The sequence below is a fragment of the Aestuariimicrobium sp. T2.26MG-19.2B genome, from assembly GCF_950101875.1.
Lineage (GTDB): Bacteria > Actinomycetota > Actinomycetes > Propionibacteriales > Propionibacteriaceae > Aestuariimicrobium > Aestuariimicrobium kwangyangense.
Window position 1 is genome coordinate 1,188,347 of sequence record NZ_CATNLW010000001.1, and the last position, 23,096, is coordinate 1,211,442.

The window sequence follows — 23,096 nt, forward strand, 5'->3', positions numbered from 1 at the left end:
GCGGCCAACCACACGAGGAGACCACCATGGCGAAGCCCAAGCAGACAGGCCTCGGACGGGGCCTGGGGGAGTTGTTCCGCCCCACTGACGACGATGTTTCACGTGAAACGCGCGGCGACAGGGTCACTGATACCGGAGAGAACGGCGAGAGCGCGGCGCTGGCGGACGGTTCGCGGTACCTGGAGGTTCCGATCGAGTCGATCGTTCCCAATCCCAAGCAGCCGCGCAGCGTCTTCGACGAGGAGATGTTGCGCGAGTTGGCCGACTCGATCGGAGAGGTCGGCGTGCTGCAGCCAGTCGTCGTCCGCCACGTGGGAGACGGCTACGAGCTGATCATGGGGGAGCGACGCCTGCGGGCATCGAAGCTTGCCGGGCGGGAGTCGATCCCGGTCATCGTTCGCGGGACCGACGACACGGACCTGCTGCGAGACGCTCTCCTGGAGAACCTCCATCGTGCACAGCTGAACCCGCTCGAAGAGGCTGCCGCTTACCAGCAGATGCTGGAGGACTTCAATTGCACCCAGGATGAGCTGTCCCGCCGCATCAAACGATCTCGCCCGCAGATCTCCAACACGATCCGTTTGCTGAGGCTCCCGTCAGGAGTGCAGCGCCGAGTGGCGGCGGGTGTGATCTCCGCGGGTCATGCCCGCGCTCTGCTGATGGTGGACGACGCGTCAACCCAGGAGAGGCTGGCCCAGCGCATCGTCTCGGAGGGGCTGTCTGTGCGCAGCACCGAGGAATTGGTGACTGTGGGGGAGGGCACGGGCACCAGGTCGAGCCGTCCGCGAGGATCACGCGAACCGTCTGCCAAGGCGCTCGAGCTGTCGCGTGAGCTGAGCGATCACTTCGACACCCGGGTGAAGGTCGACATCGGCAAGAACCGCGGGAAGATCACCATCGAGTTCGCGAGCGAGGATGACTTGGAGCGGGTCATGCGAATCATCGAACGCCCCTGAAAGAAGCGACTCGTCTTCATGTCGATAAAAGCACTTAGTGCTTTACCGGTTAGATGACAAGCCGATCAATCGAACGCGTTCAGCCGTCGGTCCGTGGGACCAGCGCCAGCTTTGCCCGGACGTTCTTGGTCGCGTAGTGCTCTGCGACGAACGACAGGAACGGCACCGTGCCCGCCAGGGCGATCAGGATGAGCCGGGTCCACGACCAACGAACGCGGCGGCCGACATTGACGGCGGAGATGATCAGGATCATGTACAGCCACCCATGGGGCACCCCGGTCCAAGTCACCACGCGGGCGTCGTCGGCCAGGTACTTCAGCGGAACACCCACACAGACGAGCACGACCAACAACACACCGACGACGTAGGCCATCACGCGGTAGAAGAGCAGCGACTTCCTGATCGCCGAGACGTCGTCCGGGTGGATGGAGTCGTCGTCCAGGTCGTCCACGTAGACCTCCCGCCCCCCGGAGGAGGCCGAACCGGGGACGAAGTCCTCGTCACCGGTGTGGGTCTGCAACTGCTCTTCGATCTGTTCGGGGGCTTCGTGCGAAGGATTGCTCACGTCCGACAGCGTACCCAGCCAGACGAAACGGGCTGGAGGCTGATCCGTGGTCACGACACGCGAGGGACGCGCCGATCAGAGGCCCGTACGGCGGGCTCCGGCCTTCGCGGGGGCACGATCGACCGAACGTGCGATCACCACTGAGCCGATCACAGCGACTCCAGCGAACACCCACCACTGCAGCGCGTAGCCGGCGTTTCGGGTCGACTCCTCACCATCCGGCAGCGTGACCGCGGGGGTGGGTAGGCCGTTGAGGCGTGCGTCGGCTTCTCCGAGGCTCACGAAGCCGTTGACCATCGGGGTGGGCCAGGTCTGCACGAGGTCTGGAACACGGACGGCGGCGACGATGGGGGAGTGGCGTGCGTCCTGCAGGGGCAACGACCCTCTCACCGCGGATTCGGAGGGAAGGACGAGGCCCGTCTGCTTGATGGTCCCCGTCGGGGGCGCAGGAACGACCACCGAGGGCGAGGCCACGGAACCCCGGGCCACGGCCACGATGCGGCCGTCGGAGGTCTTGAAGGCCGTCAGGACGCGCAGCGGGTACTTCGTCCCGACGTAGACCTGCAACGAGGGCACGTACGAGCCGGTCAGGGTGACCTGCCGTCCGTAGAGCGCGTCGACGTTGGTGCCGGTGGCCTCGCTCTCCAGGGGTACCGCCGGTTGCGCGGCGCGGGCCTCGAGCGCCTGCTTGCCGTGGAGCCGGGCAGTGTCCATCTGCCAGACCCCCAACACCACCATCACCCCGGCGACCACCAGCCCCACCAGGATGATCATGGTCCGCTTGAGGAGCGTCGACACGCCGGTTGACGGGACCACCGCGCTCATCCGCGCGCCGCCGCACCTCGGACGAGCGCGCTGCACACCTCGCCCAGGTCTCGTCCAGCGGCGCTCAGAGCCAGTGGCACGGCAGAGGTCTCGGTCATGCCGGGAGCCACATTGCCCTCGATGAAGACGGGCTCGCCAGCGGAGTTGATCATGATGTCGATGCGACCAAGATCACGAAGCCCGAGGGCCCGGTACGCCGACAGGGCGAGCTCCGCGCAGGCAGCTGCCACCTCGTCCGGCACCTCGGCAGGTGTGACGAAGCGGGTCGACCCGGCCGTGTAGCGCGAGGCGTAGTCATAGACACCCGAGTCCGGACGGATCTCGACGGCAGGCAGCGCCTCCGCCTCGTCGCCCTCTCCGAGCACGGTCACGGTCACCTCGGTTCCCTTGATGAACTCCTCGACGACGGCGACCGAGCCGTAGGCATAGGCCGACACCATCGCCGAGGGCAGGTCGTCGATCAGCTCGACCTTGGAAGCGCCCAGGGCGGACCCGCTGCGAGCGGGCTTCACCATCACCGGGAGGCCCAAGGTCTCGCCGATGGCGTCGACCAGGGCAGCGGCGCCGAGTTCCCGGAAGATCTCGTGGGGGAGGGCCACCTGGCGCGGGGTCCGAACGCCGTGTGCTGCAACCACGGGGGTGGCGATCGACTTGTCGAACGTCACCCGGGATGAGGAGGCCGTGGCTCCGACGAACGGCACCCCCAGCAGCTGGAAGACCTCGCGCAGGGCCCCGTCCTCACCGACACCGCCGTGCAGCAGGGGGAAGACCACGGCGCCCGGGTGTGAGCGCACCAGGTCGACCACCCCGGCGTTGACGTCGGACTCGATCACCGTGTGACCGGCTTGGCGCAGCGCGATCGCGACCCGACGCCCCGACCGCTGCGAGACGTCCCGTTCGTGGCTCAGTCCGCCGGCCAACACGATCACATCGGGACGATCGGTCATGGTTCCTCCACTCATGGTGCTTCCTGACGGTTGGTGGTCGCTCACGCGAGGTCCGGTGCCGGACCGGGATCGATGCCGTGCCGCGCCGGGCGATGGACGCCGAACGTGCGCTGCAGGTCGAGTTCACGGTTCATCACCTCGGCGAGGCGGCGCACCCCCTCGCGGATGTCGGCGGGGGTCGGGTAGCAGAACGACAGGCGAATGTGACCCGACCCGAAACCGTCGGCGTAGAAGGCGGTTCCCGGGGTGTAGGCCACCCTCGCGGTGACCGCCCGCGGCAGCATCGCCTGCGAGTCGAGACCATCGGGCAGGGTCACCCAGACGAAGAACCCTCCGGCTGGGTGAGTCCACGAGGTGCCCTCGGGCATGTGCTCCTGCAGGGCAGCGAGCAGGGCGTCCCGACGGGCGCGGTACATGTCCTTGAAGCTGACGATCTGCTGTTGCCAGTCATGGTCGTTCAGGTAGGCCGCGATCGCCAACTGGCTGAACACCGGCGGGCACAGCGTCGCCGACTCCTGGGCGAGGGTGATCTTCTCGCGGACCGCATGGGGAGCGAGCACCCATCCCACGCGGAAGCCCGGTGCGAAGGTCTTGGAGAACGAGCCGAGGTAGAGCACCCGCTCGTCCTCGATGGACCGGATGGCGGGGATCGGCTCCGCGTCGAGTGACAGCAGGCCGTAGGGGTTGTCCTCCACGATCAGCAGGTCGAGTCGCCGGGCGAGGTCGACCAGTTCCGTGCGCCGCTCCCAGGTCTGGGTGATGCCCGAGGGGTTGTTGTAGTTGGGGATCGTGTAGAGGAACTTCGGCTCCTTGCCCGCGGCCCGCACACTCGCGACCGCCGCCTCGAGGGCGTCGGGCTGCAGACCGTCGTCGTCCATCGCGACATGCACGACCTCGACCTGGAAACTGCGGAAGGTGGTCAGTGCCCCCACGTAGCTGGGTGCCTCGACGATGACAACGTCTCCGGGGTTGCAGAAGATCCTCGTCACCAGGTCGAGGGCCTGCTGGGAGCCGCAGGTCACCACCACGTCGTCGGGATGGGCGCGGATTCCCTCCAGCGCCATCACCTCGGTGATCGCCTCACGGATGCCGGGCTCACCCTGCCCCGAGCCGTACTGCATGGCCTGGGCGCCCTTGGTCATGACCAGGTTCGACATCGAGCGTGCCACCACGTCGAGGGGCAGGTCGGCGATGTTGGGCATCCCCCCGGCCAGCGAGACCACCTCGGGGCGGTTGGCGACGGCGAACAGGGCCCTGACGGCCGATGCCTGCATGCTGTGGGTGCGGTCGGCGTACTTGTCGACATAGTTGTCGAGACGGGTGTCCTGACGACGCCCGGCGGCTGCGGCGGCGCCCCCACGAGGGGTCGGCGCGGGCAGGGTCGTCAGGTCGTCGTCAGTCACATGTCCACTCTGCCGCATGAGTGAGCGACATACGATGGGCCTCGCGGGCTTGGGACGAGGAACCGTCCCGCCGTCGGAGGGGCCCGCAGATGGTTGGAACGGGAGGCACATGGTCAGGCGGATCAGCACGCTCACACCCGCAGATCTGGCCGATCTCCCCTCGTGCCCGGGTGATCACCTCGACGTGACCGTGGCGGAGCTCAGCTGGCCCCGGCTGGCGATGGATCGGTTGGGCATGTGCGGGGTGGCAGCCCACCAGTCTGGTGAGGTGGTCGCGTATGCCCTGGTGGCTCCCAGTTTCGCCGTCCCCGAGGGTCATCCCCTGGCGGCTCCGCCCCGCACTGCCGACGCGGCGGCGTTGTTGGCGCTGTGGGTGGACGACTCCTATGCGCGGCTGGGCTGGGGACGGCACCTGGTGCAGGCGCTAACCGCGCGCCTGACCGGGCAGGTGCGTTGCATCGAGGCGTCCGCGGCACGCACGGCGCCCACCTGTTGCGAACCGTCGGCAGAATTCCTCGGAGCGGTCGGATTCGTGCCCACCGACCTCCCGCGACGGCATCGGATCGACCTGAACCGCACCGTGGCCGTCGAGCCCCAGTGGCGCAAGGCGATGACGCGGGTGGCCGAGTGGGTGCAGCAGCCTCGTCCCGAGCCCTCAGGCGCGGGTGAAGGTCACCTCGGTCGGCAGCTCGACCGTGCGTGAGACGGTGCAGTCCTTCTCGTGACTCAGCTGGATCAGGCGGTCGACCATGCCGGCCGCCCGGCGTCCCTGTTCGTCATCGGGGAAGTCAACCGTGAACGAGACCTGCACGTCGGTCAGCATCGCCGCACCGTTCTCGTCCTTGGACTTCTCGGCCGAGGTGGTCACCTGGAAGGTGGTCGGTTCCGATCGGCGCGACGTGACGAGGTCGACGTCGACCGACGAGCACCCGGCGATCGCCGCGAGCAGAAGTTCGACGGGCGTGAACTCCCCAGTGCCACCCGAACCGAACTCGAGGCTGCCGCCGCGGGAGTTGGTGGCGCGATATCGCCCCTTCTCGATCCGGGTCAGGTCGATGCTGCGTCGGTTGCTGGCGGTCTGGTCGTTGGTCATCGGGACTCCTGTCGGTCGGTCATCTGGCCACCTGGGCGGCGACGTTGTCGGCGAGTGCGAGCAACTCGGTGCGGGTCGTGTCGCCCACGGCGACGGTCAGGATGACGGTGTCGTCACGCTGGATCGCGCAGCCCTCGGTGTTGAAGTCGCCGGAGAAGCCGCACAACGCCTCTCCCTGCGGGGTGACCGCGTTCATGTTCGCCACGGTCATGAATTCCTTGAGGTTCTTGTACGGGCGGCTCATCAGTACGACAGCCGCCTGCCGCCCCTCCTTGGAGTAGCGAGCCGAGATGGTGGTCTTGCCATCCGTCCCCAGACTGGGGGTCGCCCCCTCGGAGGCATCACGTGAATAGGCCCCGACCGTGACCGGCAGCTCCAGCGCCCAGGTTGCCCGGGGTGGGGGAGGGGTGACCGTGGTCGTCTGGGTCGCCGTCGGCGTCCACCGGTTGACGAGATAGGCCCCGGCGGCTGCCACCAGGGCGAGCACGACCGTCGCGACCAGCATCACGGCCAGTGTGCGGCGGCGGTTCGGCTCCTCCTCCCGCAGCGCACGCGCGGGACGCCGCCTCCGTCCGCCCAGCGGCGCTGGACGCACCGACGGCACGGGTCGGACGAGGGGAGGCTCACCACCGCCGGAGCGGTGACCGGGTTCGGCCATCGTCAGTTGACGAACTCGTCCAACAACTTGACGAGGGCATTCCTGGTCTTGCCCCCGGTGACCTGCTTGACGACCTGGCCGTCGACGAAGACCTGGAGGGTGGGCAGGCTCATGACGCCCTGCGACGCCGGCACCACCGGGTTGGTGTTGGTGTCCATCTTCACGAACGACACCCGGTCACCGAACTCCGCCGACAGCTCGTCGAGGATGGGGGACATCTGCTTGCAGGGGGAGCACCAGTCGGCCCAGTAGTCCACCAGCACGGGCTTGGCCGACTTCAGCACGGTCTGCTCGAAGGTCTGGTCGGTGACCTCGGTGATGTTCGACATCGGATTCCTTCCGGAGGATGGGGGAGGGGAGCCGGGAGTGGTGTGTCCCAGTCTGCCCAGTGAGTCTGTCAAGTGAGTCTGTCAAAACCGGGGGCGACCTCGACGAAGACCGAAGCCGCCCGACGTGGCGGAAGCCCTCAGGCGAGGGCGGCGTCGTGCAGGTCCGCGAGGAACTTCTCGGCGTCCAGGGCAGCCTGGCAGCCCGAACCGGCAGCCGTGATCGCCTGGCGGTAGGTGTGGTCGACCAGGTCACCGCACGCGAAGACCCCGGTGAGGTTCGTGCGGGTACTGGGGTGCGCGACCTTGACGTAGCCGGCGTCGTCGAGGTCGACCTGCCCCACGAAGAGCTCGGAGCGGGGGTCGTGGCCGATCGCCTCGAAGAGCCCTTGCACCTCGAGCTGTCGTGTCTCACCTGTCCTGGTGTCGCGCAGGGTCAGCGACTTGAGCGAGCCCTCTCCCTGCAGGTCGACGATCTCGGAGTTCCAGGCCATGTCGATCTTGGGGTCGTTCGCGACTCGGTCAGCCATGATCTTCGAGGCGCGGAGTTCGTCGCGACGGTGGATCAGGGTGAGGTTCTTGGCGAAGCGGGTGAGGAAGGTGGCCTCCTCGGCGGCGGAGTCACCACCGCCGACGACCGCTATCTCCTTGTCCTTGAAGAAGAAGCCGTCACAGGTGGCGCACCAGCTGACGCCTCGGCCCGAGAAGGTGTCCTCGGCTGGGATGCCGAGTCGGCGGTAGCCCGAGCCGGTGGCGAGGATGACGGCGTGGGCGCGGTGGACGGTGCCCTCACCGTCGGTGACCAGCTTGACGGGGCCGGTCAGGTCGACCTCGGTGACGTCATCGGTGATGACCTCGGCGCCGAACCGCTCGGCCTGGGCGCGCATGTTCGCCATCAGTTCCGGGCCCATGATGCCGTCGGTGAAGCCGGGGAAGTTCTCGACCTCCGTGGTGTTCATGAGCGCGCCGCCGGCATCGGTCGAGCCCTCGATCACGAGCGGCTTCAACTGAGCCCGGGCCGCGTACACGGCAGCGGTCCAGCCAGCTGGTCCCGATCCGATGATGATCACGTCGCGGATGTCGTCGCTCATGTGGAGGTTCCCTCAGGGTCGTTGGTGCCGTGGCGGAGGGCCGCGGTGGATGCGCGGATGCGCGCATCAGTCTACTGAGGCCAACACCTTGTCGTGGCCCCTCATTCCCCGGCGCTCGACAGCGCGTATTGTTCCCGCTGCTGGCGCATGTTCGCGCTGCCAACCGCGCCAATCGGGGCACACCAGAGGCCTTCTCGTCACGCCAGGTGACGGCGAGGCGGCTCACGTGCCCCATCTGGCGCGGATCCCCCCGTTGCCCCGATCCCACACACCCGATGCCACCCATCCAGGGTGCCGCCCTCTGACAGGAGCCCGATGACCACATCGGCCGGACGAGCCACCCTCAAGCAGGTGGCCGAGCGCGCGGGGGTGTCGTTGGCCACCGCGTCGCGAGCCATCAACGGTTCGGGCACCCGGCAGGTGAACCCCGAACTGGCTGAGAAGGTGCTGCAGGCCGCCGCCGAGCTCGACTACGTCGTCAACGTGCAGGCCCAGGCGATGGCGCGGGGGCGGACGAACGTGCTGGGGCTGGTGGTGGCCGACATCGTCGATCCCTACTTCGCCACGATTGCCTCGGGTGTGATCGCCGAGGCCTCCGCGTCGTCATGCCTGGTGAACCTGGCCATCACCGACCGGTCGCCCGAGCGCGAGCAGGAGTTCCTGCGCATGTTCGGTGCCCAGCAGGTGCGGGGAGTGGTGCTGGCGGGGTCCAGGGCCATCGACGCCTCGCTCAACGAGGCCCTGATCGAGCAGGTGCAGGCCGTCGAGGCCAGTGGGGGACGGGTCGTCAGTCTCGGCCAGTCGATGCTGGGTGGTGACGCCGTGGTGATCGCCAACCGGGAGGGCGCCGCCGATCTCGCCGCCGCACTGCTCAACCTGGGGCACCGACGGTTCGGGATCCTCGCGGGCCCCGAACACCTGCACACCCCGGTCGACCGCACCCAGGGATTCGTCGACACCGTGGTGGCTGCCGGGGCTCCTGCCCCTGTGGTGGTGCACTCGGCGTTCAGCCGTGACGGTGGCTCGTCGGCGATGGAGACCCTGCTGGCCGAGCACGGGCCGGGTTCGGCCACGTCCGATCCTGTCACCTGCGTGTTTGCCGCCGCGGACGCGCTGGCCGTGGGTGCCCTGACGGCCTGCCGTGAGGCCGGGGTCGGGGTGCCCGACCAGATCTCGCTCGCCGGTTTCGACGACGTGCCCACCCTGCGTGACATCCATCCGCACCTGTCGACGGTGGCGTTGCCCATGTTCGAGGCCGGACGAGCAGCCGCCGCCCTCGCGCTGCAGCCCTCGACCGGGGCACCGCGCACGGTGCCGATCACCGGCCGGGTCGTCCTCCGACAGAGCACCCGGACGCTCGTCCGCGATTGACCCGCACGGCCGGTGGACACCTTTGACCGAACCTGTTGTGTCGACGCGATGCTTCTCGTTAGGCTGTCGGTAAGCGCTTTCCCACAGCGGAGGGCCACCGGAACCAGGGAGCAGCATGGTCACCAGAGTCGGCATCATCATGAACGGCGTCACCGGACGCATGGGGTACCGCCAACACCTCGTCCGTTCGATCCTCGCCATCCGTGAACAGGGCGGCGTCGCCCTCGCCGACGGCACCCGTCTGATGCCCGACCCGATCCTGGTGGGGCGCAATGCCGACAAGCTCGCCGAGATCGCCGGCAGGCACGGGATCGAGCGGTGGACGACCGACCTCGACGAGGCGTTGGCCACCGACGACGAGATCTACTTCGACGCGCAACTGACCAACGTGCGCGAGCAGTCCCTGCTCCGCGCCATCGCCGCGGGCAAGGACGTCTACACCGAGAAGCCGATCGCCGAGTCGCTCGAGGCCTCGCTCCGGCTCGCCCGCGCGGCCGAGCAGGCCGGGGTGCGGGTGGGCGTGGTGCACGACAAACTGTTCCTGCCCGGGCTGCGCAAGCTCCGTCGCCTGGTCGAGGGCGGGTTCTTCGGTCGCGTTCTCTCGGTGCGGGGTGAATTCGGCTACTGGGTCTGGGAGGGCGACTGGCAGACCGCCCAGCGTCCGTCGTGGAACTACCGGTCCGAGCAGGGCGGTGGGATCGCGGTCGACATGATGCCGCACTGGAGCTACGTGCTCGAGAACGTGTTCGGTAGACCCATCACCGCCATCACCGCACGGGTCGCCACTCACATCCCCGAACGTGTCGACGAGCAGGGGTGCCCTTACCAGGCCACTGCCGACGACGCGGCCTACGCCCTGATCGAGTTGGCCGGAGGCGTCGTCGTCTCCCTCAACTCCTCCTGGGCGGTGCGCGTGCACCGCGACGAACTGGTCGAGTTCCAGGTCGACGGCACCGAGGGCTCGGCCGTCGCGGGGCTGCACCAGTGCGTCGTCCAGCACCGTTCGGTCACGCCCAAACCCGTCTGGAATCCCGACGTGGCCGAACCCATGCCCTTCCGGGAGCAGTGGTCGCAGGTGCCCGACAACGAGGTCTTCGACAACGGCTTCAAGGCGCAGTGGGAGCAGTTCCTCAAGTCCCGGGCGGGGGAGGGTGAGCATCCCTACGACTTCATGGCCGGGGCCCGCGGGGTCCGTCTGGCCGAGGCCGCGCTGCAGTCCCACGCTGAGGGTCGCCGGATCGAGCTGGGTGACCTGCGACTCGATGCCGGGAACGACCTGCTCGACCGAGTCGGAGCCTGACGATGGGCGTACGGCTCAATCTCCCGCGGGCCGACGGGAGTCTGGAACGGGTCACCCTCGGCGATCCGCGGGGCTGGGTGGTGCCCACCGCACCGTTCCGGACGAGGGTCGCGTTCGCCGCGGCCCATGTGGTGGCCGACCCCTACGGTGACAACACCCCGGGTGCACCGGCAGTCGTCGACTGGGATTCGACGCTGGGCTTCCGCCGGCACCTGTTCCGCCACGGCCTGGGCGTGGCCGAGGCGATGGACACCGCCCAACGGGGCATGGGACTCGACTGGGCGACCACCCGAGAGCTCGTCAGCCGGTCGTCGGACGAGGCGAGGCTGGCCGGGGCGCGGATCGCTGCCGGGGTGGGTACCGACCAGCTCACCGGCCCCGCCCGCTCGGTCGACCAGCTGCGCGACGCCTACCTCGAGCAACTCGAGTTCGTGGAGTCCACGGGGGCGCAGGCGATCCTGATGGCCTCACGGCAGCTGGCCGCCGTGGCCCGTGACGCCGACGACTACCTGCGCGTCTACTCCGACCTGCTCGACCGCGCCGACCAGCCGGTCGTGCTGCACTGGCTCGGGCCCGCTTTCGACCCGGCGCTGGCGGGGTACTGGGGTTCGTCCGAGGTCGGTGACGCCACCGCGACCGTGCTCGACCTGATCCGCAGCCGACCCGAGAAGGTCGACGGCATCAAGGTCTCCCTGCTCGACGCCGACCACGAACGAGGGCTGCGCGCTGCGCTGCCGACCGGCGTCAGGCTCTACACCGGTGACGACTTCAACTACCCGGAACTGATCAAGGGGGAGGGGGGTCACCACTCCGACGCCCTGCTCGGCATCTTCGCCGCCATCGCACCCGCTGCGGCGACGGCCCTGGCCGCCCTGGACGACGGGGACGAGGACGCCTACGACCACGCGCTCGCGGCCACCGTGCCCCTGTCGCGCCACATCTTCTCGGCACCGACCTACCACTACAAGGCGGGGATCGCCCTGCTCAGTTGGCTCACCGGCCACCAGCCCTCGTTCACCATGGTGGGGGGACTGCAGTCGGCTCGCAGCCTGCCGCACTACGCCATCACGCTGGAGTTGGCCGCCGCAGCCGGGCTCATCCCCGACCCCGACCTCGCGGCCCACCGGTTCGCCCGGCTCGCCGCCGTGCAGGGCATCGACCTCGACATCCAGCCGGCCGGCGGGGCGCGATGACCGGGCTCGAGCGGCTCTCGCTCAACCAGAAGACAACCAACACGCTCACCCTGCCCGAGGCGATCGAACTGTGCGTCCGGCACGGCCTGGGGTCGATCGGGGTCTGGCGTGAGCCGCTGGCCGAGATCGGTGTCGACCGCGCCCGCAGGCTGTTGGAGGGGGCCGGGCTACGGGTGTCGTCCCTGTGCCGGGGTGGCTTCCTCACCTCGGACGACCCGGAGGAGCGCCGCCGCGCCCTCGACGACAACCTCAGCGCGATCCGCGACGCGGCCGCCATCGGGGCCCCGACCCTGGTGATGGTGGTGGGCGGCCTGCCGGCTGGTTCCAAGGACCTGGACGGTGCCCGCGATCGCATGGCCGAGGGGATCGCCGCGCTCGCTCCCGCTGCGGCCGATCACGGCATCACCCTGGGGCTCGAGCCGATGCACCCCATCTTCACGGCCGATCGTGGGGTGCTCTCGACCCTGGGCCAGGCACTCGACCTGGCCGAACAGTTCCCGGCCGAGTGGGTGGGGGTGGTGGTCGACAGCTACCACGTGTGGTGGGATCCGGAGCTGGCCCGGCAGGTCAACCGCGCGGGTGAGCGGATCGTCAGCTTCCAGGTGTGCGACTGGGTGCTGCCCCTGGCCGCGGACACCCTGCTGAGCCGGGGGATGATGGGCGACGGCCACATCGACTTCGCCGCCCAGTGGCGCCTGGTCGAGCAGGCGGGCTACCGGGGCGACATCGAGGTCGAGATCTTCAATGCCGATGTCTGGGCATCCGATCCCGACGAGGTCGTGGCCTCCATGAAGCAGCGCTACCTCGACCTGGTGGTCTCCGGCCGCTGAGTTGCCGAAGTTCTCCGTGGCACCGCGGCGGACCGCCGGGCGGTGCATGTGCAGCCAGTGCATCTGAAACGGCCATCGCGTCCCGAACGGGACGCGAAAGCCCTCTCGGGTGCACTCGCTGCAGGTCATGCGGCTCGCACCAAGCAGAGCGGGTGCCCCCGAACCATCCGGAGGCACCCGCATTCACGGTGCCGGTGAGGCCGCGCCCTGCCAGGAGGGCTCAGCCGATCAGAAGGCGCCCTCCTCGATCAGGCGGGTGCGCTCGGCCTGCAGCTTCACGTCCTTGTCATAGGTCTTGTAGAAGATGAACCAGACCAGGGCGTTCAACAGGTAGGGCACCGAGACACCGATCAACAGCGTCAGCTGCAGGTCGCCGATGACATCGGCCACCTTGCCGACGACCAGGCTGTACACCGTGGTCAGGGCACCTTGGATCAGTGAGAACAGCAGGGCGAAGGTGGTCGCCGAGAGCTGCCGGGGGGCGACCGACGAGACCATCGGCAACACACAGCCCGAGAAGCCGATCGAGAAGATCAGACCCATCAGGAACACCATCAGGTAGTAGGTGACGCTGGGGTTGTTGGTCGACACCGCACCCTTGGGCAGGGGGCTGACGTCGGAGTCCCACCAGCGGGCGAAGTACATGGTGAGGGCGACGATGGTCGCGAAGGCCACGGCGTAGAGCTGGAACAGCATGATGCGGCCCTTGTTGCCGAACTTCTTGGTGAACAGGTCGGCCAGGAAGCCGCCGAGCAGCGCCGACAGGGTCGAGCCGATCGCGAACGCGGTGTAGAGGTACGAACCGTTCTTGACGCCGTAGCCGAGGTTGCGGGCCCAGACGATGTTCATGAAGCCGAACAGCACCAGCGAGGTGACCAGCGGCAGCATCAGCGCCATGCCCACCAGGGTGGGGATCTTGAACAGCTTCGGCACGTCGGAGGGACGGAAGAACCCCGCCTCCTCGCGCAGTTCGGCGATCTCGGACGACGAGATGCGCTTCGGCTCGTTCACGAAGATCAGGATCAGGATTCCCGAGAGCACCGACAGACCACCCATGGCGTACATGGCGTAGCGCCAGCCGTCGGGGTTGTCACCGAACTGACCCAGGATGGGGGTGATCACGATGCCCAGGGCGGACGACGTCGAGCGCACCAGGCCGAAGGCTCGTCCTCGCTCGGACGCCTTGTACATCGAACCGAGCAACCCGTTGAGGATGGGCTCACCCGCGACGGTGCCGACCAGGGCGATGCCGTAGAGCACCAGCAACTGGGTCCACGAACCGGCGAAACCCGTGGCCAGGGTCCACAGGCCCCACAGGCCGGTGACGATGAACAGCACCTTCTTGCGGCCGAAGCGGTCGGCGGCGATCGCCCAGACCGGGCCGAAGGCCATGCGGGCGGCCGAGGCCAGGGCGTTCAGCAGACCGGCCTCGGTGGTGCCGACGTTGAAGGCCGTCATGATCTGCGGGAAGAAGGTCTTCGACACTCCACCCTCGGAGTTGTCGATCGACTGCGAGATGCCCAGGGTGACGGTCGCCGCGGTGCGACCCTTCGGCGCGACGAAAGTGGGGTCGTCCTGGCTGTTCTCGCCTTCACGGACGAGACGGACGCCGTCCTCGCCCAGGGTCATCAGGTCACCGTCAGGTGCCTGGACCAGTCCGGGAGTGTTGTGCCCGGCCGGGGTGGTGGGGTTGGTCATGATTCTCCTCTGTCTCCTCAGCGGGAGGTGTTTGCATCAGCTTGACCCCGGCCGCGGTGGGTCACCGGCCCCGTGCCACTTGTTGCTCCGGCCGTGCCAACTGTTGCCCCGAGGGCCCCGGCTGCGCCCGGGGGAGCGCCCGCAGGGGACGGCTTTCACGGCCCGGTTTGGTCACGATTCGATAACCTTGGGGCGACACCGCAGCCCCCATGGGGAAGCGTCAGCCGTCATCGAGGAGGGCACACAGCCATGAATCCCGCCGCCGTCACCGACGCGGACTGGTACCGCCAAGCGGTGGTCTACCAGATCTACCCCCGCAGTTTCGCCGATGCGAACGGCGACGGTCTGGGCGACCTGGCCGGCATCACCTCACGGGTCGACCACCTCGTCCGGCTCGGTATCGACGCCGTCTGGCTGTCCCCCTTCTATCCCTCAGCCCTGGCCGACGGTGGCTACGACGTCGACGACTACCGCAATGTGGACCCCCGGTTGGGCACCCTCGACGACTTCGACACCCTGGTCGACACGCTGCACACCAACGGCATCCGGATCATCGTGGACATCGTTCCGAACCACTCCGGTTCGGGTCACGCGTGGTTCCAGGCTGCCCTGGCGGCCGGGCCCGGGTCGCCGGAGCGGGATCGCTACATCTTCCGGGACTCGCCCGATGACGAGCCGCCCACCCCGTGGGGGGCCTCCTTCGGCGGTCCGGCGTGGACCCAGGTGCCCGACGGGCAGTGGTACCTGCACCTGTTCGACCCCGCCCAGCCCGACTGGAACTGGGACAACCCCGAGGTGATCGCAGACTTCGAGCAGACCCTGAGGTTCTGGTCCGACCGGGGGGTCGACGGGTTCCGGATCGACGTCGCCAACCTGTTGAAGAAGGACCTCTCCGAGCCCCTGCCCCGCGGTCGCGACGAGGACGGCCTCAGTTGGGCGACCCACCCCAGACTGAGCGACCTCCCCTCCGTGCACGAGATCTACCGCGGCTGGCGCAAGGTGTTCGACGAGTACAGCCCTCCCCGCGTGGCCGTGGCCGAGGCCTGGGTGCCGGCGGCATCACGGGTGGCCTACGCCTCGCCGTCCGAGTTGGGCCAGGCGTTCAACTTCGACCTGCTGAAGGCGCCGTTCGAGGCCGGGGCATGGCGTCGGATCATCACCGACAACCTCGAACTGGCGGCGCGGTCGGGTTCCTCGTCCACCTGGGTGCTCTCGAACCACGACATGGTGCGCCACGTCACTCGGTTCGGACTGCCCGATTCCGATCTCGAGGGAACCCGCCACAAGCTCTCGGGTGGGGACGACCCGGTGGTCGACCTGCCACGAGGTCTGCGTCGGGCCCGTGCCGCGACGGCGGCGCTGCTGGCGTTGCCGGGCGCCGCCTACCTCTACCAGGGTGAGGAGTTGGGTCTGCCCGAGGTGGTCGGGATCCCGGACGACCAGCGCCAGGACCCCACCTTCTTCCGCTCTCCCGGTGTCGATGTCGGACGAGACGGGTGCCGCGTGCCGCTGCCCTGGACCGTCGACGGCACGTCCTTCGGGTTCGGTACGAACGGGTCCCACCTGCCGCAACCACCGAGCTGGGGCGACTTCTCGGTGGAGGCCGAGACGGCCGACCCCGACTCGGTGCTCAACTTCTACGTGGAAGCCGTGAGCCTGCGCCACGAACTGCAGACCTCCGAGGAACTGGTCTTCAAGGACTCGGCGCCGGGGGTGCTGCACTTCGCTCGCCCCGGGGGCTGGGAGTGCCTCGCCAACTTCTCGGAGGCCTCGATCGACCTGCCCGACTCCCAGGTGGTGCTGGCATCCGGTGAACTCGACGGTGACCAGTTGCCGGCTGAGACCACCGTCTGGCTCCGGGTTCCCACCACCAAGGGGTGAGCTCCCGCAGCGGGCACCACCGCAGCGTGGACGTTCAGAGGCAGCCGCAGGACTGCCGCACCCGGATGGTGCTCGGCAGGCTGACCATCGGCTGGGCCGGCGACCGCTGCGCGATGCGCTCGTGCAACCGCACCGAGACGGCCCGTCCCAGTTCGCGGGTCGGTTGGGCCACCGTGGTCAGCCCCGGCACGATGTAGCGGGAGGCCATGGTGTCGTCCCAACCGGTGATGACCACGTCGTCGGGGCAACGGACGCCGTGCTGGGCCAGGGACTGCATCAACGCCAGCGCCAACTCGTCATTGGCGCAGACGAGGGCGTCGATGTCGCCGATCTGCTCCAGCACGTCGAGGGCGACACTTCGTCCTGATTCCTCGTTCATCCACACCTGGAATGGCCCGTGGGGGTCACCCAGACCCGCCTCGCTGACAGCCTGCAGGAAGCCGGCGTAGCGACGCGAGACGTCGCGGCTGCGGGTGTGGTCACCGACGAAGCGGAGCTTCGTACGGCCGTGCCCCAGGACATGGCGCACCAGTTCGACCATCGGCTCCATGTTCTCGCTGGTGAACGCGTCGCAGCCCTCGAGTTGGCTGCGGGCGACCAGCACCAGCGGCACCTTCGGCGAGATCTGCTCGATCACGTCGTCGCCGACCGTGCCCGTGGTGATCACCATGCCGTCGACCTTCGTGGCCAGGTCGAGCACCCGGCTCGCAGGGTCCTCCACGGCATCGGTCGACAGGACCGACACCGACTGCCCGAACTCGTCGGCGGTCGACTCGAAACCGATCGCCAGGTCGGTGAAGTAGGTGCCGCCCAGCGAGGGCATCACCAGGGCGTGGGTCTCGAGCTTGAGGCCAACGGCTCGTCCGGTCCTGAGATTGACGTAACCCAGATCCTCGACGGCGTCGAGCACCTTCTGCCTGGTGTCGGGGGTGACGGGAACCGATCCCTGCAGCACGCGTGACACCGTCGCGATCGACACCCCGGCGCGCTGCGCCACCGTGTAGACGGTGACGGGGGACTGCACGGGATCGGGCGACATGTGCCCAGCATAGGGACGGGCGCCGACGACGAGCCGACCCGAGCGCCGACGTGCACTGGTGGGCCTGGCTCAGCCGGCTGCCTCCACCGGGGGATGGGCGGCGAACGGGTTCGGGATGGCCTCGAGCAGGGTGCGGGTGTAGGCATCGGTGGGGTTGCGGATGACGTCGATCGCCTTGCCCTGCTCGACCACCTTTCCCCCGTTCAGGACGATCACCTCATCGGCCAGCATGCGAGCCGACAGCAGGTCGTGGGTGATGTAGAGGATGCCGACATCGGACCCCTGCACCAGTTGGTGCAACAACTCGAGGATCTCGGCCCTGATCGACACGTCCAGACTCGAGATGGGCTCGTCGGCGATCACGAGTTCGGGCTTGGCCGCCAAGGCCCGCGCGATCACCACCCGTTGCCGCTGCCCACCGGACAGTTCGTAGCCGTAGCGACCCCGGTACCGGTCGGGAGGAGTGAGCGCCACCCGTTCGAGCAGGGAGTCGATCTCGGCCCTGGCCTCGGCGCCACGCAGGCCACGGTGGTTCTTCAGCGGACGGGAGAGGATGTACTGCAGCGTCTTGTTCGGGTTCAGTGACGAGTAGGGGTCCTGGAAGACCATCTGCACGAGTTTTCGGTAGCGCGACAACCGTGACCCCGACAACCCGGCGACGTCGATCGGGCCCTCGGAGGAATGGAAGACGATCTCGCCCGAGGTCGGCTTCTCGACACCTGTGATCAGCTTGGCGAGGGTCGACTTGCCCGACCCGGACTGCCCGACGAGGGCGGCCACCATGCGCCGCCGCAACTCGAAACTGACGTCGTCGACGGCGGTGAACTCCCGTGTCGAGAACCCCTGCCGACTGGTGTAGACCTTCGAGACCCCCTTCACCTCGAGGAAGACCTCGCTGGCCAGGGCGCCCTCGCTCTCGTCGATGGTCTTGACGAATTCGGGGCCCTGGAAGGTACGGGTGGGGGCGGGCAGCCCGGGGGTGTCCGGTGCGGTGGCCTGCAACTGCGCCACGTGGCAGGCCACCCGCGGCGTCATCACCGACCCCACGAACGGCTGGGCCGGCACCGGCTCCAGCGGCCCGCGGTTGAGGGGCAGGACGGGGACGAGGGGGAGGAGGGGCGGTTCGACGCTCAGACAGCGCTCGATCCGTTCGGGGCACCGGGGCGCGAACAGGCACCCCTGGTGGGGTTGGGAGAGATCCGGCGGACGACCGGGCACGTAGGTGATGCGCACGGTTTCGCTTCGGGGGTCGCCGTAGGAGCCCAACAGTCCCTTGGTGTAGGGGTGCAGCGGACGCTCCAGCAGGTCAGCGGTGGTGTGCTCCTCGACGATCCTGCCCGCGTACATCACCAGGATGCGATCGGACAGGTCCATCACAGTGCCGATGTCGTGGCTGATGAACAGCACCGCGAATCCCTGCTTGCGCTGCAGTTCGCGGATGTTCTCGAGGATCGAGCGCTGCACCACCACGTCGAGACCGGTGGTGGGCTCGTCCAGCAGCACGAACTTCGGGTCGTTGACCAGGGCCAGGGCCAGGTTGACGCGCTGCTTCATGCCTCCCGACAACTCGTGCGGGTAGGCCCGGATGTAGCGGTGGTCGATCATCACCAGGTCGAAGAGTTCCTTGATGCGTTCGACGACGGCACCGCCGCGCAGCGAGGAGTGCAGTTCGATGGCGTCACGGAACTGGGGCTCGATCCGCACCACCGGGTTGAGAGCATTCATCGAGCTCTGGAAGACCGTCGACAGGTCACGCCAGCGCACGGGACGAAGTTCGTCCGCCGACTTCGTGGTGATGTCGGTGCCGTTGAAGGTGATGGTGCCCGAGGCGATCCGGCCGGGACGCTCGGTCAGACGCAGGATCGCGTTGGCCAGCGTCGACTTGCCCGAGCCGGACTCACCGATCAGGCCGACGAACTCGCCCTCGGCGATCGAGAAGGTGACACCGTCCACGGCGTTGAGGGGGGCGTGCAGCTTGGGGCTGTACCGGACGACGAGGTCGTCCACGTCGAGCAGGGCCATCTCAGCCGTCCTCTCGCAGGTGCGGGTTCGAGATCAGGTCGATCCCGAAGTTGACCAGGGTCAGGGAGAAGATCAGCCCGGCGAGCGCGAGGCCGGGAACGATCAACCAGATCCACAGGCCCTGGGCGAGTGCCCCCTGCAGTTGGGCCTGGTACAGCATGGTTCCCCACGAGACCGATTCGGTGTTGCCCAGACCCAGGAACGACAGACCAGCCTCGGCGCCGATGGCGCCGTTGGCGGCCCCGAAGAACCCGGCCGCGACCAGTGAGGTCATCTGGGGCAGGATCTCGCGGAAGACGATCGTGCCCGTGCCGTCCCCGGCGAACTTGGCCGCCGTCACCCAGTCGCGGTTGCGCAGGGTGATGATCTGCGCCCGCTTGGCGCGGGCGGGTCCGGCCCAGCTGATGATGCCGATGATGAAGATGGTGAACCAGATGCTGCGCACCTCGGAGTAGGCCATCAGCGTGATGATGAGGGGCAACACCGGCACCACCAGGGCGACGTTGGTGACGAACGACAGGATGTCGTCGATCCAGGTGCCTTCGAGGTAACCCGAGATCAGGCCGATCAGCAGGGCCAGGGCGGTGGCGAACAGGCCACCGAACAGGCCGACGATCAGTGAGGTGCGGGTGCCGTAGATCATCTGGCTGAAGATGTCGGCGCCCTGGGTGGTGGTGCCCATCCAGTGGGCACCGCTGGGCAGCTCGACCGGGTTGAAGGTGGTGTCGGCCGCGTCATGAGGGGAAATCACGGGTGCCAGCAGGGCGACCAGGACGTAGAGACCGAGCAGGACGATGCCGACGCGTGCCTTCTTCGACGCCCAGATGATCTGGAACCACGACGGGCCGTTCGACCCGCCGCGGGCACGCCGACCGCTGGAGGGGTTGGCGACGGCGTCAAGGTCGGCCTCACCGGCCTGCTCGTGCAGGGTCGAGGTGGCGTCAGCAGTGGGCTGGGTGGGGTTGGTCATGCGCCGGCCTTTCGAGCGCGGGGATCCAGGATGCCGTAGGTGAGGTCTGCGATCAGGTTGGCGACCAGGGTGGCCGTGATCGTCAACAGCAGCAGTGCCTGCAGCAGCGGGTAGTCCTTGGCCGTGGCGGCCTGACCCATCAGGCGTCCGAGACCGGGGTAGTCGAAGGTCTGCTCGATCAGGATCTGACCGCCGAGGATGCCGCCCACTGCCATCGCCAGCCCAGTGATCGAGGGGAGCAGGGCGTTGCGGGCCGCGTAGCGGATCGCGATCTGGCCGTCGGGGACACCCTTGGCGCGGGCCAGCCGGATGTAGTCCTCGCCGAGGTTCATGATCATGGTGCCGCGCATCTGCATGATCCAGCCGATCGGGCCGAGGATCATCAGCACGGCCGCGGGCAGCACCGAGTGCATCACGGCCTCCTGCACGAACGCCCAGTTGGCGCCGGGGGTCGACTCGTCGTAGCCGCCAGCGGTCGGGAACCAGCCCAGCATGTAGCCGAAGACGAACAGCAGCAGCAGCGCCACCCAGAAGGACTGCAGGCTGCCCAGGAAGGTCGAGCCGAGGGTGGCGACCGAGTCGAAGGTGGAGTTGCGACGCCAGGCGGCGAAGGCGCCCAGGACGGTACCGATCAGGAAGCTCAGCACCAGGGTGACCCCGACCAGGATGAGCGTCCACGGCAGGGCCTTGCCGATCACCTCGGTGGCCGGTGAGGGGAAGTAGGTGTACGAGACGCCCAGGTTCCCGCTGAGCAGTTGCTTGAGGTAGGCGAGGTACTGCTGGAACAGGTTTCCGTCGGGGGCGCCCAGCATGGCGCGCATGGCGGCGACCTTGGCCGGATCGAGCTCGGCGTCCTTGCCGGCCAGTTTCTTGACCATGATCTCGGCCGGGTCGCCCGGCTGCAGCCGCGGGATGAGGAAGTTCAACGTCACGGCGGCCCACAGGGTGAGGAAGAAGTACCCCAGGCGTCGAAGGAAGTAGCGCACGTGCGCCCCCTTTCACGGTGTCCCCTCCGGCGTCCTCGCGGGAGGGTGGGGCGGATGGTCGTCCGGGTCTGGGGGGCGACTCGGACGACCATCCGCCGGCGCGTTACTTCGCGCTCTTCAGGTGGGTCATGATCAGCAGCATGTCGCTGTTGGTGGCGTACGGGTCCTGTTCCGACGGCCACCCGACGGCATGGTCGGTGCGGTAGATCATGCGGGCGGGGGCGTAGAACAGCGGGGTGACCGGGTACTGGGTCATCATCACGTCGACCAGTTCACCCACCAGCTTCTTCTGCTCGGCCGGATCGGTGGCGCCGGACAACTGCTTGACGATCCCGTCGGTCTTGGGATCCTTCCAGCGCTCGACGTTCGACATCACCGTCGTCTTGGTCGGGATCTGGTCACTGGCGAGCTTGGAGCCCAGGTTGCGCGCCACTTCGCAGGCACCGTTGAGGTACTCCAGCATCATGTCGAAGTCGCCCTGCTTCTTCTTCAGGTCGACGGCATCGGGCGGCGAGGCGACCACCTTGGCGTTGAGCTTCATCGCCTTCAGGTCGCGGACGATGACGTCCGCCGCGGCCTGGTAGTCGATCCAGCCGGCCTGCACCGAGAACTGGATCGTCAACGGCTTGCCGTCCTTGGTGGTGCGGAAGCCATCGCTACCCACCTTGTAGCCGGCGTCGTCGAACATCTGGTTCGCCTTGGCCGGGTCGTACTTCAGCACCGTGTCCTGGTTCTTCAGCGCATCGGGCATCAGGTTCTCGGCGTAGGGCAGCTTGAGGCCCGTCTGGCTGGCCGGCTTCATCACCGAGTAGGTGGCCTTGGCCGACATCTGGTCCTTGTCCATGCCCTGGGAGTAGGCCTCACGGAAGGCTGCGTCGTTGAACGGGGCCTTCTGGGTGTTGGGGGTCAGCACGGTGGAGCCCGCCGGGGCGTACCAGAAGTGGTTCAGGGAGGGGTTCTTGTCCTGGAACGACACCTTGGGGTTGGGGATCTCACCCCAGTAGGCGTCCAGTTGGCCGGCGGTCAGCTTCAGCGCGGCGTTGGTCGCGTCGTAGTTGCCCTCGAGGACGAGGTTCTTGACCTTGACCCTGTCGGCCTGCCAGTAGTCGGCGCGGCGCTCCAGCACCAGCTTGCGTCCGTTGTACGACTTCACCTGGAAGGGACCCGACCCCACGGGCTTCTTCTCCACGTACTTGGTCGGGTCGCCCACCTTCTCCCAGACGTGCTTGGGGATGATCTTGGTGGTGATCAGGGAGTCGAACTTGGCCGCGGCGTTGCCCGAGAACTTGATGGTGACCGTGTTCCCCTCAGCTGTGACCTGGTCGGCGTGGGCTCCGAAGGTGTCGTTCCACAGGCCGATGTCGTCCAGGGCGGCGTACTGCTTGCGCAGGTTCAGGGTGAAGGCCACGTCGTCGGCCGTGAGGGGCTGGCCGTCGGACCACTTCACGCCGTCGCGGATGGTGAAGTGGATCTGGGAGGCCGAGTCCCACTTGTAGTCGGTGGCGAGCCAGGGCACGACCTCACAGTTCACCGAGCTGCGGATCATCAGCGGCTCGTAGAAGTAGTTCTTCGAGGTGACGTTGGGCGCCCAGGGGTTGTAGTTCTCGATGCCCGCGACGTTGTCGGGCACCTCGGCGGGAAGCGTCAGGGTGTCGATCATCTTGTCGGTGCCGGCGGAGTTCACCGGGCCGGTCGATCCGGCTGGGTCGTTCTGCGTCGTCTTGACCTGTCCCGAACATCCCGCAACAGCGAGGGTGGTCGTGACCATCACCGACAACGCAGCTAGAGCTGACCGTGACTTCATTGTGGGTCTCCTAGTGGTCGGTGGCGTCAGCTAACCACGAGAAATCCCCCGGGGACAGCGATCGTCCACATGTAAATGGCTTTCACGGTCGGCGTGAAAACACTTTCATGAAAGATCACGAATCGTGATTCCAAGCGA

General features: G+C 67.8%; 21 protein-coding genes. 7 read left to right on the forward strand and 14 right to left on the reverse strand.

Annotation, left to right across the window (positions count from 1 at the left end; all coding sequences use genetic code 11):
• Positions 1-26: 26 nt before the first annotated feature.
• Positions 27-956, forward strand: a complete 930-nt coding sequence (locus tag QQZ11_RS05275) for a ParB/RepB/Spo0J family partition protein (protein WP_284549106.1) — start codon at positions 27-29, stop codon at positions 954-956.
• A gap of 79 nt (positions 957-1,035) precedes the next feature.
• On the opposite strand, the gene QQZ11_RS05280 is transcribed toward QQZ11_RS05275, so the two are convergent.
• The 4 genes from QQZ11_RS05280 to QQZ11_RS05295 all read right to left on the reverse strand — a co-directional run bounded on the left by QQZ11_RS05280 (position 1,036) and on the right by QQZ11_RS05295 (position 4,714).
• On the reverse strand, positions 1,036-1,521 hold the full coding sequence (locus tag QQZ11_RS05280; protein WP_284549108.1) for a DUF3817 domain-containing protein: 486 nt from the start codon (positions 1,519-1,521) through the stop codon (positions 1,036-1,038).
• 75 nt (positions 1,522-1,596) lie between these two features.
• Complete coding sequence (locus tag QQZ11_RS05285) at positions 1,597-2,346, reverse strand: SURF1 family protein (protein WP_284549109.1); 750 nt, start codon at positions 2,344-2,346, stop codon at positions 1,597-1,599.
• On the reverse strand, positions 2,343-3,308 hold the full coding sequence (locus QQZ11_RS05290; protein WP_284549111.1) for a D-alanine--D-alanine ligase family protein: 966 nt from the start codon (positions 3,306-3,308) through the stop codon (positions 2,343-2,345). Before QQZ11_RS05290 ends, QQZ11_RS05285 begins: the two co-directional genes overlap by 4 nt.
• Positions 3,309-3,334: 26 nt before the next feature.
• Positions 3,335-4,714, reverse strand: coding sequence for an aminotransferase-like domain-containing protein (locus QQZ11_RS05295; protein ID WP_446698816.1), 1,380 nt, complete (start codon positions 4,712-4,714; stop codon positions 3,335-3,337).
• Between QQZ11_RS05295 and QQZ11_RS05300 the strand changes: the two genes are divergently transcribed.
• On the forward strand, positions 4,713-5,399 hold the full coding sequence (locus tag QQZ11_RS05300) for a GNAT family N-acetyltransferase (RefSeq protein ID WP_284549114.1): 687 nt from the start codon (positions 4,713-4,715) through the stop codon (positions 5,397-5,399). The genes QQZ11_RS05295 and QQZ11_RS05300 overlap by 2 nt on opposite strands.
• Here QQZ11_RS05300 and QQZ11_RS05305 read toward each other — a convergent pair.
• The 4 genes from QQZ11_RS05305 to trxB form a co-directional block, all read right to left on the reverse strand.
• The gene (locus tag QQZ11_RS05305; protein ID WP_022908870.1) at positions 5,352-5,789 is read right to left on the reverse strand and encodes an OsmC family protein; all 438 of its coding nucleotides are present in this window, start codon (positions 5,787-5,789) and stop codon (positions 5,352-5,354) included. The two genes, QQZ11_RS05300 and QQZ11_RS05305, sit on opposite strands and share 48 nt — an antisense overlap.
• Positions 5,790-5,808: 19 nt before the next feature.
• Positions 5,809-6,294, reverse strand: a complete 486-nt coding sequence (locus QQZ11_RS05310) for a hypothetical protein (protein ID WP_026377597.1) — start codon at positions 6,292-6,294, stop codon at positions 5,809-5,811.
• A gap of 155 nt (positions 6,295-6,449) precedes the next feature.
• Positions 6,450-6,776, reverse strand: a complete 327-nt coding sequence (gene trxA / locus QQZ11_RS05315; protein ID WP_022908868.1) for a thioredoxin — start codon at positions 6,774-6,776, stop codon at positions 6,450-6,452.
• A 137-nt stretch (positions 6,777-6,913) separates the two neighbouring features.
• Positions 6,914-7,864 carry a thioredoxin-disulfide reductase gene (gene trxB, locus QQZ11_RS05320; RefSeq protein WP_022908867.1) on the reverse strand — a complete coding sequence of 317 codons (951 nt, stop codon included), beginning with the start codon at positions 7,862-7,864 and terminating at the stop codon, positions 6,914-6,916.
• 315 nt (positions 7,865-8,179) lie between these two features.
• On the opposite strand from trxB, the gene QQZ11_RS05325 reads away from it, so the two are divergent.
• The 4 genes from QQZ11_RS05325 (at position 8,180) to QQZ11_RS05340 (ending at position 12,558) form a co-directional block, all read left to right on the forward strand.
• Positions 8,180-9,235: a LacI family DNA-binding transcriptional regulator gene (locus QQZ11_RS05325; RefSeq protein ID WP_284549115.1), complete on the forward strand. Its 1,056-nt coding sequence runs from the start codon at positions 8,180-8,182 to the stop codon at positions 9,233-9,235.
• A 115-nt stretch (positions 9,236-9,350) separates the two neighbouring features.
• Positions 9,351-10,535, forward strand: coding sequence for a Gfo/Idh/MocA family protein (locus QQZ11_RS05330; RefSeq protein WP_022908865.1), 1,185 nt, complete (start codon positions 9,351-9,353; stop codon positions 10,533-10,535).
• 2 nt (positions 10,536-10,537) lie between these two features.
• Complete coding sequence (locus tag QQZ11_RS05335; RefSeq protein WP_284549117.1) at positions 10,538-11,728, forward strand: dihydrodipicolinate synthase family protein; 1,191 nt, start codon at positions 10,538-10,540, stop codon at positions 11,726-11,728.
• The gene (locus QQZ11_RS05340) at positions 11,725-12,558 is read left to right on the forward strand and encodes a sugar phosphate isomerase/epimerase family protein (protein WP_284549119.1); all 834 of its coding nucleotides are present in this window, start codon (positions 11,725-11,727) and stop codon (positions 12,556-12,558) included. The genes QQZ11_RS05335 and QQZ11_RS05340 overlap by 4 nt, the downstream gene beginning before the upstream one ends.
• A gap of 228 nt (positions 12,559-12,786) precedes the next feature.
• Here QQZ11_RS05340 and QQZ11_RS05345 read toward each other — a convergent pair whose 3' ends face one another.
• On the reverse strand, positions 12,787-14,256 hold the full coding sequence (locus QQZ11_RS05345) for an MFS transporter (protein WP_022908862.1): 1,470 nt from the start codon (positions 14,254-14,256) through the stop codon (positions 12,787-12,789).
• A 249-nt stretch (positions 14,257-14,505) separates the two neighbouring features.
• On the opposite strand from QQZ11_RS05345, the gene QQZ11_RS05350 reads away from it, so the two are divergent.
• Positions 14,506-16,137 (forward strand): glycoside hydrolase family 13 protein, encoded by a 1,632-nt coding sequence (locus QQZ11_RS05350; protein WP_284549121.1) that lies wholly within the window; start codon positions 14,506-14,508, stop codon positions 16,135-16,137.
• Between the two features lie 34 nt (positions 16,138-16,171).
• Here QQZ11_RS05350 and QQZ11_RS05355 read toward each other — a convergent pair whose 3' ends face one another.
• The 5 genes from QQZ11_RS05355 to QQZ11_RS05375 all read right to left on the reverse strand — a co-directional run bounded on the left by QQZ11_RS05355 (position 16,172) and on the right by QQZ11_RS05375 (position 22,922).
• Entirely contained in the window at positions 16,172-17,176 is a 1,005-nt protein-coding gene (locus QQZ11_RS05355; RefSeq protein WP_284549123.1) for a LacI family DNA-binding transcriptional regulator, read from the reverse strand.
• A gap of 69 nt (positions 17,177-17,245) precedes the next feature.
• Positions 17,246-19,198: an ABC transporter ATP-binding protein gene (locus QQZ11_RS05360; protein ID WP_284549125.1), complete on the reverse strand. Its 1,953-nt coding sequence runs from the start codon at positions 19,196-19,198 to the stop codon at positions 17,246-17,248.
• A 1-nt stretch (position 19,199) separates the two neighbouring features.
• Positions 19,200-20,168, reverse strand: a complete 969-nt coding sequence (locus QQZ11_RS05365; RefSeq protein WP_284549127.1) for an ABC transporter permease — start codon at positions 20,166-20,168, stop codon at positions 19,200-19,202.
• On the reverse strand, positions 20,165-21,154 hold the full coding sequence (locus QQZ11_RS05370) for an ABC transporter permease (RefSeq protein WP_022908857.1): 990 nt from the start codon (positions 21,152-21,154) through the stop codon (positions 20,165-20,167). Before QQZ11_RS05370 ends, QQZ11_RS05365 begins: the two co-directional genes overlap by 4 nt.
• Positions 21,155-21,257: 103 nt before the next feature.
• Positions 21,258-22,922 carry an ABC transporter substrate-binding protein gene (locus tag QQZ11_RS05375; RefSeq protein WP_284549129.1) on the reverse strand — a complete coding sequence of 555 codons (1,665 nt, stop codon included), beginning with the start codon at positions 22,920-22,922 and terminating at the stop codon, positions 21,258-21,260.
• Positions 22,923-23,096: the final 174 nt, after the last annotated feature.

Excerpts from the sequence above, each read along its gene's own strand:
- QQZ11_RS05275 (WP_284549106.1), top strand. The coding sequence starts at position 27 with ATGGCGAAGCCCAAGCAGACAGGCCTCGGACGGGGCCTGGGGGAGTTG.
- QQZ11_RS05285 (WP_284549109.1), bottom strand. The coding sequence starts at position 2,346 with ATGAGCGCGGTGGTCCCGTCAACCGGCGTGTCGACGCTCCTCAAGCGG.
- QQZ11_RS05290 (WP_284549111.1), bottom strand. The coding sequence starts at position 3,308 with ATGAGTGGAGGAACCATGACCGATCGTCCCGATGTGATCGTGTTGGCC.
- QQZ11_RS05300 (WP_284549114.1), top strand. The coding sequence starts at position 4,713 with ATGAGTGAGCGACATACGATGGGCCTCGCGGGCTTGGGACGAGGAACC.
- QQZ11_RS05295 (WP_446698816.1), bottom strand. The coding sequence starts at position 4,714 with ATGCGGCAGAGTGGACATGTGACTGACGACGACCTGACGACCCTGCCC.
- QQZ11_RS05305 (WP_022908870.1), bottom strand. The coding sequence starts at position 5,789 with ATGACCAACGACCAGACCGCCAGCAACCGACGCAGCATCGACCTGACC.
- QQZ11_RS05310 (WP_026377597.1), bottom strand. The coding sequence starts at position 6,294 with ATGCTGGTCGCGACGGTCGTGCTCGCCCTGGTGGCAGCCGCCGGGGCC.
- trxA (WP_022908868.1), bottom strand. The coding sequence starts at position 6,776 with ATGTCGAACATCACCGAGGTCACCGACCAGACCTTCGAGCAGACCGTG.
- trxB (WP_022908867.1), bottom strand. The coding sequence starts at position 7,864 with ATGAGCGACGACATCCGCGACGTGATCATCATCGGATCGGGACCAGCT.
- QQZ11_RS05325 (WP_284549115.1), top strand. The coding sequence starts at position 8,180 with ATGACCACATCGGCCGGACGAGCCACCCTCAAGCAGGTGGCCGAGCGC.
- QQZ11_RS05330 (WP_022908865.1), top strand. The coding sequence starts at position 9,351 with ATGGTCACCAGAGTCGGCATCATCATGAACGGCGTCACCGGACGCATG.
- QQZ11_RS05335 (WP_284549117.1), top strand. The coding sequence starts at position 10,538 with ATGGGCGTACGGCTCAATCTCCCGCGGGCCGACGGGAGTCTGGAACGG.
- QQZ11_RS05340 (WP_284549119.1), top strand. The coding sequence starts at position 11,725 with ATGACCGGGCTCGAGCGGCTCTCGCTCAACCAGAAGACAACCAACACG.
- QQZ11_RS05345 (WP_022908862.1), bottom strand. The coding sequence starts at position 14,256 with ATGACCAACCCCACCACCCCGGCCGGGCACAACACTCCCGGACTGGTC.
- QQZ11_RS05350 (WP_284549121.1), top strand. The coding sequence starts at position 14,506 with ATGAATCCCGCCGCCGTCACCGACGCGGACTGGTACCGCCAAGCGGTG.
- QQZ11_RS05355 (WP_284549123.1), bottom strand. The coding sequence starts at position 17,176 with ATGTCGCCCGATCCCGTGCAGTCCCCCGTCACCGTCTACACGGTGGCG.
- QQZ11_RS05360 (WP_284549125.1), bottom strand. The coding sequence starts at position 19,198 with ATGGCCCTGCTCGACGTGGACGACCTCGTCGTCCGGTACAGCCCCAAG.
- QQZ11_RS05365 (WP_284549127.1), bottom strand. The coding sequence starts at position 20,168 with ATGACCAACCCCACCCAGCCCACTGCTGACGCCACCTCGACCCTGCAC.
- QQZ11_RS05375 (WP_284549129.1), bottom strand. The coding sequence starts at position 22,922 with ATGGTCACGACCACCCTCGCTGTTGCGGGATGTTCGGGACAGGTCAAG.